This window comes from Hydrogenophaga sp. R2, from assembly GCF_049843595.1.
Lineage (GTDB): Bacteria > Pseudomonadota > Gammaproteobacteria > Burkholderiales > Burkholderiaceae_C > Hydrogenophaga.
On the sequence record NZ_JBBHZN010000001.1, the window covers coordinates 806,135 to 817,869 of the forward strand.

Annotated in this window: 9 protein-coding genes; 6 read left to right on the top strand and 3 right to left on the bottom strand. The window is 71.1% G+C overall.

All coding sequences use genetic code 11. From position 1 onward, the window contains the following. Position 1 precedes the first annotated feature (1 nt). From guaA to WD026_RS03945, 5 genes are all read left to right on the top strand, one after another. Complete coding sequence (guaA, locus tag WD026_RS03925; RefSeq protein WP_425722338.1) at positions 2-1,618, top strand: glutamine-hydrolyzing GMP synthase; 1,617 nt, start codon at positions 2-4, stop codon at positions 1,616-1,618. 128 nt (positions 1,619-1,746) lie between these two features. Further along, complete coding sequence (locus WD026_RS03930) at positions 1,747-2,553, top strand: dioxygenase (protein WP_425722339.1); 807 nt, start codon at positions 1,747-1,749, stop codon at positions 2,551-2,553. A gap of 63 nt (positions 2,554-2,616) precedes the next feature. Beyond that, positions 2,617-3,837: a 3-hydroxybenzoate 6-monooxygenase gene (locus tag WD026_RS03935; RefSeq protein ID WP_425722340.1), complete on the top strand. Its 1,221-nt coding sequence runs from the start codon at positions 2,617-2,619 to the stop codon at positions 3,835-3,837. 45 nt (positions 3,838-3,882) lie between these two features. After that, a complete protein-coding gene (locus WD026_RS03940) occupies positions 3,883-4,581 on the top strand; it encodes a fumarylacetoacetate hydrolase family protein (protein ID WP_425722341.1) in 699 nt (232 codons plus the stop codon). A gap of 16 nt (positions 4,582-4,597) precedes the next feature. Next, complete coding sequence (locus WD026_RS03945) at positions 4,598-5,743, top strand: cupin domain-containing protein (RefSeq protein WP_425722342.1); 1,146 nt, start codon at positions 4,598-4,600, stop codon at positions 5,741-5,743. Here WD026_RS03945 and WD026_RS03950 read toward each other — a convergent pair. Beyond that, on the bottom strand, positions 5,732-8,224 hold the full coding sequence (locus tag WD026_RS03950; protein WP_425722343.1) for a YbcC family protein: 2,493 nt from the start codon (positions 8,222-8,224) through the stop codon (positions 5,732-5,734). The two genes, WD026_RS03945 and WD026_RS03950, sit on opposite strands and share 12 nt — an antisense overlap. A gap of 32 nt (positions 8,225-8,256) precedes the next feature. Beyond that, positions 8,257-9,906, bottom strand: coding sequence for an NADH-quinone oxidoreductase subunit L (locus WD026_RS03955; RefSeq protein WP_425722344.1), 1,650 nt, complete (start codon positions 9,904-9,906; stop codon positions 8,257-8,259). Positions 9,907-10,021: 115 nt separating this feature from the next. Between WD026_RS03955 and WD026_RS03960 the strand changes: the two genes are divergently transcribed. Beyond that, on the top strand, positions 10,022-10,951 hold the full coding sequence (locus tag WD026_RS03960) for a LysR family transcriptional regulator (RefSeq protein ID WP_425722345.1): 930 nt from the start codon (positions 10,022-10,024) through the stop codon (positions 10,949-10,951). On the opposite strand, the gene otnI is transcribed toward WD026_RS03960, so the two are convergent. Next, the gene (gene otnI, locus WD026_RS03965) at positions 10,926-11,732 is read right to left on the bottom strand and encodes a 2-oxo-tetronate isomerase (RefSeq protein WP_425722346.1); all 807 of its coding nucleotides are present in this window, start codon (positions 11,730-11,732) and stop codon (positions 10,926-10,928) included. The two genes, WD026_RS03960 and otnI, sit on opposite strands and share 26 nt — an antisense overlap. Positions 11,733-11,735 lie beyond the last annotated feature (3 nt).

The following is an 11,735-nucleotide window of genomic DNA, read 5'->3' on the forward strand; positions in this document are numbered from 1 at the left end:
CATGCAGCACCAGAAGATCCTCATCCTCGATTTCGGCTCCCAGGTCACCCAGCTGATTGCCCGCCGTGTGCGCGAGGCGCATGTGTACTGCGAGGTCCATCCCTGCGACGTGAGCAGCGACTGGGTGCGCGAGTACGCGGCCGACGGCCAGCTCAAGGGCATCATCCTCTCCGGCAGCCACGCCAGCGTGTACGAGGTGGACGACCGCGCCCCCGATGCGGTGTTCGAGCTGGGCATTCCGGTGCTGGGCATCTGCTACGGCATGCAGACCATGGCCCAGCAGCTGGGCGGCAAGGTGGAGGGCTCCAACACCCGCGAGTTCGGTTATGCCGAGGTGCGGGCGCGCGGCCACACCGAGCTGCTCAAGGACATTGCCGACTTCACCACGCCCGAGGGCCACGGCATGCTCAAGGTGTGGATGAGCCATGGCGACAAGGTGACCGAGCTGCCGCCGGGCTTCAAGCTCATGGCCAGCACCGAGAGCTGCCCGATCGCCGGCATGGCCGACGAGGCGCGCCGCTTCTACGCGGTGCAGTTCCACCCCGAGGTCACGCACACGGTGCAGGGCCGGGCGATGCTGGAGCGCTTCGTGCTGGGCATCTGCGGCACCCGCCCGGACTGGGTGATGCGCGACCACATCGAGGAAGCGGTGCAGAAGATCCGCGAGCAGGTGGGCGACGAGGAGGTCATCCTCGGCCTGTCCGGCGGCGTGGATTCGTCGGTGGCGGCGGCGCTCATCCACCGCGCCATCGGCAACCAGCTGACCTGCGTGTTCGTGGACCACGGCCTGCTGCGCCTGAACGAGGGGGACATGGTCATGGACATGTTCGAGGGCCAGCTGCACGCCAAGGTGATCCGGGTGGACGCCAGCGAGCTGTTCCTGCGTGAACTCGCCGGCGTGAGCGAGCCCGAGCAGAAGCGCAAGATCATCGGCCGGCTGTTCGTGGACGTGTTCAAGGCCGAGGCCGAAAAGCTCAAGGCCGGCAGCGGTAGCTACAAGGGCGCGACCTTCCTGGCCCAGGGCACCATCTACCCGGACGTCATCGAATCGGGTGGTGCCAAGAGCAAGAAGGCCGTGACCATCAAGAGCCACCACAACGTGGGCGGCCTGCCCGAGCAGCTGGGCCTGAAGCTGCTGGAGCCGCTGCGCGACCTGTTCAAGGACGAGGTGCGCGAACTCGGCGTGGCCCTGGGCCTGCCGCCGGCCATGGTGTACCGGCACCCGTTCCCGGGCCCGGGTCTGGGGGTGCGCATCCTGGGCGAGGTGAAGAAGGAATACGCCGACCTGCTGCGCCGGGCCGACGCCATCTTCATCGAGGAACTGCGCAACCACATCGACCCTTCCACCGGCAAGAGCTGGTACGACCTCACCAGCCAGGCCTTCACCGTGTTCCTGCCGGTCAAGAGCGTGGGCGTGATGGGCGATGGCCGCACCTACGACTACGTGGTGGCCCTGCGCGCGGTGCAGACCAGCGACTTCATGACCGCCGACTGGGCCGAGCTGCCGTATGCGCTGCTCAAGAAGGTGTCGGGCCGCATCATCAACGAGGTGCGCGGCATCAACCGCGTGACCTACGACGTGAGCTCCAAGCCGCCGGCCACCATCGAGTGGGAGTGAGCTCGGCATTGTTCCTTTGGTGGAACAATCCTTCCCGCTGCAGCTGATTTATCCATCCGGCGCAAAGCCCTAGAGTTCGGACATGCAGCCACTGCGGCTGCTTGCCCGAGACTTCAAAGGATTTCGCCATGACCGCCACCGCCCCCCGCCAGCCCACCCTGTTCGTGTCCCACGGCGCGCCCAGTTTTGCGCTCGATCCGGGCATGGCCGGCCCGCGGCTCACCGCGCTGGGGCAGCGCCTGCCCCGCCCGACAGCGGTGCTGGTGGTCTCGCCACACTGGACGACGGCCACGCCGGTGGTGGGCGCGGTCGCCTCGCCGGAAACCATTCACGATTTCGGCGGCTTCGCGCCGGCGCTGTACCAGCTGACCTACCCGGCGCCGGGGCATCCGGCCTTGGCCGAGCAGGCGGCGCAGGCACTGGCGGCGGCGGGCTGGCCGGTGCGGGTGGACAGCCGCCGCGGCCTGGACCATGGTGCCTGGGTGCCGCTGATGCACCTCTTCCCCGAGGCCGACGTTCCGGTGTTCCAGGTGTCGTTGCCCGCGCAACTGGACGCCGAACGCGCCTGGGCGCTGGGCCGGGCGCTGGCGCCGCTGGCCGAACAGGGCGTGCTGATCGTGGGCTCCGGCAGCCTGACCCACAACCTGTACGAGTTCCGGGGCGGCCATGGCGACGACGAGCCCTACGTGCAGGCCTTCGCGGCCTGGGTGCGCGAGGCGGCGGAGCAGGCCGACGGCGTGCGGTTGCGCCGCACGCTGGTCGATGCGCCCGATGCGCAGCGGGCCCACCCCACGGCCGAGCACTTCTGGCCGCTGCTGGTGGCGGCCGGTGCGTCGGACACCGGCAGTGGTCCGGCACCGGCCAGTGTGGTGGAGGGCGGCATTGCGCACGGCATGCTGGCCATGGATTCCTATGTGTTCGGCCCGGTCGGGTAACCCCTTCATTGCACTTTAGATCAGTACACTGAATAATCGGGAGATTCCAACACGGAGACTCCCATGGGTGCAGATGCGGCAAAAGGGCCGGAAGACCGGCCGGTGATCGTCTGTGGCGGCGGCATCGGCGGCCTCGCCGCTGCACTGGCCCTGGTGCGGCGCGGCCTGTCGGTGGTGGTGCTGGAACAGGCGCCGGAGATCGGCGAGATCGGCGCCGGCATCCAGCTCGGGCCGAACGCTTTCCACGCCTTCGACGCCCTGGGCATCGGCGAAAAGGCCCGCAGCCGTGCGGTCTACACCGACTACATGGTCATGCACGATGCCATCGACGAGACCCAGGTCGGCCGCATCGACACCGGCGAGGCCTTCCGCCAGCGCTTCGGCAATCCCTACGCCGTCATCCACCGGGCCGACGTGCACCTGGCGCTGCTCGAAGGCGCCCGCGAGACCGGACGGGTGGCCTTCCACACCAGCACCCGCATCGAGCGCATCGAGCAGGACGAAGCCGCCGGCACCGTGACCGCCATCGACCAGCACGGCCACCGCTGGACCGGCTGCGCCCTCATCGGCGCCGACGGCGTGAAGTCGGTGGTGCGTGCCCAGTACGTCAACGATCCGCCCCGCGTGACCGGCCACGTGGTGTACCGCGCGGTGGTGGACAAGTCCGAGTTTCCGCCCGAGCTGCAGTGGAACGCTGCCAGCCTGTGGGCCGGCCCCAAGTGCCACCTGGTGCATTACCCGCTGCGCGGCGGCGAGCAGTACAACATCGTGGTCACCTTCCACAGCCGCCAGCAGGAAGAGTGGGGCGTGACCGACGGCAGCAAGGCCGAGGTGGAAACCTACTTCCAGGGCATCTCGCCCAAGGCGCGGCAGCTGATCGAGCTGCCCAAGAGCTGGCGCCGCTGGGCCACGGCCGACCGCGAGCCCATCGGCAACTGGGTGTTCGGCCGCGCCACGCTGCTGGGCGATGCCGCCCACCCCACCACGCAGTACATGGCGCAGGGCGCCTGCATGGCCATCGAGGACGCGGTCACCCTGGGCGAGGCCTTGCGGGTCACGAACGACGACTGGGACGCCGCCCTGCAGCTCTACCAGAAGAACCGCATCACCCGCACCGCCCGCATCGTGCTGTCCGGCCGCGAGATGGGCCGGCTCTACCACGCCGCCGGCGTGGAGCGGCTGGTGCGCAATGCCCTGTGGAAGGGCCGTTCGCAGGAGCGCTTCTACGATGCGATGGAATGGCTCTACAGCTGGAACGTCGACAACTGCCTGCAGCAGGGCTGAGCCCGCCTTCTTGCCTTTTCTTCCGAACTTTCAACCCCGAACCCCATGACCGCCTACCTCTTCACCCCGCCCGCCACCCCCTCGCTCGCCATCGAAGGCCGCAGCGAGCGTTACCCGGTCGGCCGCATCTTCTGTGTCGGCCGCAACTACCACGCGCACGCGGTCGAGATGGGCCGTCCGGTGGACAAGGCGGCGGAGCGTCCGTTCTACTTCACCAAGACGCCGACGGCGCTGGTGGAATCGGGCGCCACCATCGCCTACCCGCCGCAGACCGGCAACTACCACTACGAGATGGAGCTGGTGCTGGCCATCGGCAAGGCCGGTTTTGAAGTGCCGGCCGAGCAGGCCCACGAACTGGTGTTCGGCTACGCCTGCGGCCTGGACATGACCCGCCGCGACCTGCAGCTGGTGGCCCGCGACAAGGGCCGCCCCTGGGACCTGGGCAAGGATTTCGAGCAGTCGGCCGTGGCGTCCGCCATCGTGCCCATGCCGGGCGTGGTGCTGGAGCGTGGCGACATCGAACTGTCGGTCAATGGCCAGACGAAGCAGAAGTCCGACCTGGACAAGCTGATCTGGAACATCCGCGAGATCCTGGCCGACCTGTCTTTGTTCTACCACCTGCAACCCGGCGACCTCATCTACACCGGCACGCCCGAAGGCGTGGGCGCGGTGCTGCCGGGTGACCGCATCGAGGGTCGGGTGGAAGGCGTGGGCACGATCGCCTTGAACATCGGCCAGGCCTGAACCGAGGAGCGCCGACATGTCCCATCAGAACACCCTCTCGCCCGTTCGACTGACCATGAAGGCCGCACCCGGCCAGCCCGAGCCTTCGCCTGCGCTTGAGCAGCTCTACCGCGGCTTCGAGCAGGAACTGCTGGTGCCGCTGTGGACCGAGATCGGCGACCTGATGCCGCCGCACCCGCGCAGCAAGGCCTCGGCCCACCTGTGGCGCTGGCAGCGCCTGCTGGCCCTGGCGGCCGATGCCGGACGGCTGGTGCCGGTGGGTCGCGGGGGTGAGCGCCGCGCCATCGCGCTGGCCAACCCGGCGCTGGGCGGCAAGCCGTATGCCACGCCCACGCTGTGGGCCGCCATCCAGTACCTCATGCCGGGCGAGAACGCACCCGAGCACCGCCACTCGCAGCACGCCTTCCGCTTCGTGGTGGAGGGCGAGGGCGTGTGGACCGTGGTCGGCGGCGACGCGGTGCGCATGTCGCGCGGCGACTTCCTGCCCCAGGCCGGCATGAACTGGCATGCCCACCACAACGCGGCCACCGAGCCCATGGCCTGGATCGACGGGCTGGACATCCCGTTCTCGTACTACACCGAGTCGCAGTTCTTCGAGTTCGGCCGCCACCAGCTCTCGCCGGCCGAACTCACCACGCCCGAGCGCTCGGTGTCGGAGCGGCTGTGGGGGCATCCGGGCCTGCGCCCGGTCTCGCAACCCGAGCCGACGCCGGCCACGCCGCTGCTGGCCTACCGCTGGGTCGACACCGACCGCGCACTGAGCGATCAGCTCGCGCTCGAAGACGAAGGCCATGCCGCCACGGTCAGCCCGGGCCATGCCGCCGTGCGCTTCACCAACCCCACCAACGGGCGCGATGTGCTGCCCACCATCCGCACCGAAATGCATCGGGTGCGCGCCGGTGGCCGCACCCGCACCTGGCGCGAGGTGGGTTCGTCGGTGTTCCAGGTGTTTGAAGGGCGGGGCACGGTGCAGGTGGGGGAGCAGCGCTGGAGCGTGGAGCGGGGCGACATGTTCGTCATGCCGTCCTGGGTGCCGCTGTGCATCCAGGCCGATGCCGACACGCACCTGGACCTGTTCCGCTTCGGTGATGCGCCCATCTTCGAGGCGCTCCACGCCCACCGCCTGCAGGTGGACGACGCGCCCGGCGCATCAGCCGGCTGAAGCCACCGCCGTCCAGCCGCCCCCGGCCTGGCGGCGCTCGAAGCCCTTGCCTTCGAAGCGCCACAGGTGCAGCCAGCCGTTGTCCACCAGCTGGCGCACGATGGCGTGCTTCTCGATGATGCGGTCGATGGAGCCGGCTGCCGCATCGATCACCACGGTCAGGCGCAGCGGGTCGTGCACCCAGCGGTGGCCGTCGTGCAGCGACTGCAGCGACAGGCCGATGCGCAGGTCGCCACCGTTGCCCTCGAACACGCCGATGTCGCCACCCACCACGTTGTGCAGCAGCTTGTTGCCGCTGCCCAGGTGCTGCGGGTCGCAGGTGGAGGCGTGGTACTGCCAGTTGATCCAGTGCGTCACCAGCATAGGCGCGGTGATCAGCAGTTCCAGCACGCTGCCGTCGGGGTCCTTGGCGGCGTCGTAGTCGTGCAGGAAGCTGCGGCCGTCCAGCACCGCATGGCGGCTGCGCTGGCGCGGTGCAATCAAAAAGGCGGCATTGCCGGCCAGGCCCCATTCGGGCCGGGTCTGGGCGCCGTCGCTGGCCCGGCGGCGCAGCTGCTCCAGCAGGGCCTGGGCGCCCACACGCGGGTCCAGACCCAGCCGCACCGCGCGTTCGCGCCGCACCTGGTCGCCGGCCTGCGCCAGCACCGGCTGCAGCTGTTCCCAGGCGCTGCGGGCGGCGGCAGGCAGCGCGTCGATGTCGAACACCTCGATCTCGTCGGTGGTGGTGTTGTGCAGGGCCGGCACGAAGGCCGTGCCCACCGGGATGGCGATGCCCTCGCGGTCCAGGCCCTGGCGCACCGCCGGCTCGTTGAGCACGCGGGCCAGCACCCGGGCATTGACCTCGCCGGTCTGGCCGCAGCAGGCGCCGCAGTCCAGCGCAGCGGCGTGCGCATTGTTCTCGCTCTGGCTGCCATGGCCCACCAGCAGCACCAGCGGCGCAAAGTCGCGCACCAGGCCCATGGCCTGCAGCACCTTGCGGGCCAGGCCGATGCGGCCCTCCAGATCGACGCCGGCCAGGGCCGGGCGGCACACCGGGCGGTAGCGCGCCGGCAGGCCGTGCAGGTCGTCGCGGGCGCGCTCGCTGGCGCCCGGGCGCAGCCAGTTCACCAGCCGGCCCAGGTAGCCGGCACCGGCCACCTCCACGAACGAGAAGGCGGCCGCCGGCCAGCGGGTGCTGGCCTGCCAGGCGTCCGTCATGGCCAGCCGGCGCTGGCGCGCGTCGGCGGCCTGCCGGTCCTGATCGCCGTCGATGCGGTCGGTGACCTCCATGCCCGGTGCCAGCAGGCCCGGCAGCTGCGGACGCCGCGCTTCGGTGCCCAGCGGGGTGTAGGCCGCCGGCACGCCGAAGAAGCCGGCAAAGCCCAGCGTCTGCACCGCGGGCCAGGTGGCTTCCAGCGCACGGCGCAGGGGCTCGGAGCGCACGTCGATGCAGAACGCCGCCTGCACCGCCACCTCGGGCAGCACCTCGGCCGGCACCGGGCCGGGCACGGTCAGGCGCTGCACCAGGCAGCGCTGGTAGGCCACTTCCAGGGCGCGCTGCCACACCAGATCGGGCCGCAGGGTCTCGCGGGCCTGCTGCAGGCGGCGCGCGGCGCGGCTCCAGTCGGCCTGCAGGGCGGCAAAGGCGCGCCGGGCGTCGGCATGGTCACGGTCGTCCAGCAGGATGGCGCCCCAGGCCAGCCGGATGGCCAGCAGGTCGCGCAGGCTGCCGTCGCTGCCGCCGGCCAGGCGGGCTTCCCAGCCCAGGTAGGCGCACCACGAGGCCCAGCCGTTGACCGTGAGCAGCACCGATTCCAGGTAATCGGCCCACACCGCCGGCGGCAGGCCCAGGCGCTGCAGCACCCAGCGTTCGGCGTCGGTGCGGGTGGCCGGCAGGCCATCGAGCCGGCGGCCCAGATCGGGCAGGCCCATGAGCACGCCGATGCCGTGGTCGTGCACCAGGGTGTCGCGCCAGAAGGTGTAGAGGTCGTGCGGCCGGTCGGGGTGCCAGTCGGCCTGCTGGCGGTCGAAGAAGGCGGCGCAGGTCTGGCTCACCTGGTGGGTGATGGCCTGGCGCCAGGCCAGGCGGGTGTGGCGGCGCGGATCGTCGTCCAGCACGTCGATCAGCAGCGGCAGCTGCGGCGGCAGGGTGTCGGTGTCCAGCGCGTCCAGGCAGTCGGCGGTCGAGAGCGTGCCGGCGTCCGGCCCGAGCTCGTCGATGGCGGCCTGCAGATCGGCTTCGGTCACGCGGCCTTCCTGCCAGGCCAGGCGCAGCTGGCGGCGCGGCGGGAACACCCGGATGCCGCCCAGCACCGCCATGCGGGCGGCCACCTCCAGCACCGGGCGGTCCACCCGGCCCCAGTGCGGGTTGACCGCGATCGAGCGGTCCAGCGGCCAGGCCGGCGCAATGGCGGCGCAGGCGCGTTCGCAGGCCTGATCGATCAGGGCGGGGTCCAGCGGGGTCGATGCGCGGGGCGTGGCGGGGGTGTCCAGAACGTCCATGGTGCGGCTCCGTGAGGGGTGTGCGGGGTGGATCAGCGGGCGGAGGGGTCGTCGCCCATGCCGGCGGGCAGCAGGGGGCCGGCGCGGGGCGGCGCCCAGTCGGTGGGCCACAGGCGCAGGGTCAGGCGGGTGTAGAACTCGTCCACGTAAAAGCCGGCGTAGCTCCAGCGCCGCCAGCCTTCGAGCCAGCGGGCACGCCACTGCAACCCGGCCAGGGCCAGGTACATGAGCGCCATGCCGACCAGGGCCAGCAGGCCCAGCAGGTGGTCCGGCCGCTCGGTGGTGCCCAGGGGCAGGGCGTGGGCGGCATAGGCCAGCACCGACAGGCCGGCGATCGCCAGCGCACCGGCGGCCAGGCGCCACGCGCTGGAACCGGCGGCCGCCGGCGATGCGGTCAGCGGCAGCCACAGCAGCGGCGCCCAGGCCAGGGCCAGCACGCCGCTCCACCACCAGGGCCAGCCCGACGGGGCCGCACCGCTGCCGCTCAGCCAGGCGGCCACCGTGCCGGCCACCGACAGGGCACCGGCCAGCACCGCCGCAGCGATCAACGGGGCGATCACCAGGCTGCCCACCCGAACGCCGGCCGCGGGCGCCCGCAGGCGCTGCAGCCGCGCGTCGCGCACCACGCTGGAGGCCGACAGGAAGGCATGCGCCTTGTAGAGCGAGTGGCCCAGCAGGTGCAGCGCGGCCAGGGTGTACAGGCCCAGCCCGCACTCCATGACCATGAAGCCCATCTGCGCCACGGTGGACCAGGCCAGCCGCACCTTCACGCTGATGCGGGTGAGCATCACCAGACCCGCCAGCAGGGCGGTGGTCAGGCCCACGCCCACCAGCAGCCAGCGGGCCAGCGGCGCGGCGTCCAGCAGCGGCGAGAAGCGGATCAGCACGAAGCCGCCCAGGTTGACCACGCCGGCGTGCAGCAGGGCCGACACCGGCGTGGGGGCCTCCATGACCTGGATCAGCCAGCCGTGCACCGGCAGCAGGGCGGTGCGCAGCACCACCGCCAGGGCCAGGCAGACCGCGCTGGCCTGCAGCGCCGGGCCGGCGCCGTGCTGGGCCAGATGCGCCCACAGGGCCGGCAGGCTGCCGCTGCCCACGGCGCTCCAGGCCAGGGCGGCGGCCAGCAGCAGCAGGCCGTCGGCCAGGCGGTCGGCCAGGCGCTTCTTGTGTGCGGCCAGCAGGGCAAACGGCCGCTCGGGGTAGAACACCAGCAGCTGCTGCAGCGCCACCCCCACCAGCGCCCAGGCGGCGATCAGCACCCACCAGTGGTCGGCCAGCAGCAGGGTGTGCACCGAGGCCAGCACGCCGGCCAGGGCACTGATGTAGCGACCCTGGCGGCGCTCGCCCTGCAGGTAACGGGCCGAGAACGCGGCGATCACGGTGCCCAGCCACTGCACCAGCAGCGCCATCCAGGCGGCCCAGGCGGTGCTGGACAGCCAGGGCGAGAGCGCCCGGGTGTGTTCAGGCCGGATCAGCCCGGTCACGTGCAGCACCACCGGCACGGCGCTGAAGGCCACGGCCAGCAGGCCCAGGCGGCGCAGCGCGGTCCAGCCGGCGTGGGGCATCACCGGGTCGCCGGTGCGCTGGCGCAGCGGCAGCAGCATGGCCAGCAGCATGAGCAAGGCCGGCGCCAGGGTGATGGCGGGCAGCAAGGTGGTGAGCAAGGCGTCGGGTGGGGTCATGTCGGGTCCTGCGGGGTGGGCCGTGGGCGGCTTTCTCGATGCCCGGCATGGTGCCGACCGCATTCCATTCTGTAAAATACATTGTTAAGAATCTACTGTTCGGTATAAAAGAACAATGCAGCTCGACCAGTTCAACTTCCACCACCTTTTCTATTTCTGGCGGGTGGCCAAGATCGGCCACCTCACCCGGGCCGCGCAGGACATGCATGTGTCGCAGTCGGCGCTGTCGGCGCAGATCCGGCAGCTCGAGGAGCGCCTGGGCGAGCCGCTGTTCGAACGCCAGGGCCGCCGCCTGGTGCTCACCGCCACCGGGCAGATGGTGCTGTCGTACGCCGAAAACATCTTTGGCCTGGGCCAGGAAATGCTGGGCCGCCTGCAGGGCCGGGTGGAGGGCATGACGCGCCTGCGCGTGGGCAGCGTGGCCACCTTGTCGCGCAACTACCAGCAGCAGTGGATACGGCCCTTGCTGGCCGATCCGGGCGTGGTGCTCACCCTCGAATCCGGTCTGCTGGAAGACCTGCTGGACCGGCTGGCGCGCCACCAGCTCGATGTGGTGCTGGCCAACGAGCCGGTCTCGACCAACCCCGACCGCCCGGTGCACTGCCGTTTTCTGGGCAGCCAGGCGATCTCGCTGGTGGGGCCGGCCGGTGCGTGGTCAGGGCGCAGCCTGCGGCTGCCGGAAGATCTGGATGGCCTGGAGGTGGCGCTGCCCGGGCCGCGCCATGCGCTGCGCGCGCAGTTCGACGCGCTGTGCCTGGCGGCCGGGGTGCGACCGCGCCTGCGCGCCGAGGTGGACGACATGGCCATGCTGCGCCTGATCGCCCGCGACAGCGGCTGGCTCACCGTGCTGCCCGAGGTGGTGGTGCAGGACGAGCTGCGCAACGGCGTGCTGGTGCGGGTGGGGCAGTCCACCCGGCTGGAGGAACACTTCTATGCCATCACCACGCCGCACCGGCACCGGCTGGAGCGGCTTGAGCAGCTGCTGGCCGCCGGCGAGCCGGTGGCGGCCGAGCCGGGCGTCAGCGCGCCGGCACCCAGGGCCTGATCCAGCCCAGGCCGGCGCTGGTGCCGCCGGGCACGGCGCCGCGGCGCGGCCGGTATTCGCAGCCGATCCAGCCGTCATAGCCCAGATCGTCCAGCAGGGCGAACAGGTAGGGGTGGTGCAGCTCGCCCACATCGGGCTCGTGGCGTTCGGGCACGCCGGCGATCTGGATGTGTCCCACGCGGCCGGTGGGCAGGTACTGGCGGATCTTCATGGCCAGGTCGCCCTCGACGATCTGGGCGTGGTACAGGTCCATCTGCACCTTCACATTGGGCTCGCCGATCTCGGCCACCAGGGCGTGGGCCTGGTCCTGCCGGCTCAGGAAGAAGCCGGGCATGTCGCGCGGGTTGATGGGTTCGATCAGCAGCGTCACGCCCGCCTGGGCCGCGCGCCGGGCGGCCTGGCGCAGGTTGAAGATGTAGGTGGTGCGGGTGGCATCGGGCGAGGCGTCGGGCGGCACCAGTCCGGCCATCACATGCACCCGGGGGCAGTTCAGCGCCTGGGCATACGCCAGGGCGCGGTCGATGCCCTGGTGAAACTCGACCTCGCGGCCCGGCAGGCAGGCCAGGCCGCGCTCGCCGCCGTCCCAGTCACCGGGCGGGGCATTGAACAGCACCTGCTGCAGACCATGGGCCTTCAGGCGTGCGGCCAGTTCGGCGGCGTCGAAGGCATAGGGAAACAGGTACTCCACGGCCTGGAAACCGTCGGCCGCAGCGGCTTCGAAGCGGTCCAGGAAGGGCAGCTCGTTGTAGAGCATGGAGAGGTTGGCGGCAAAACGGGGCATGGG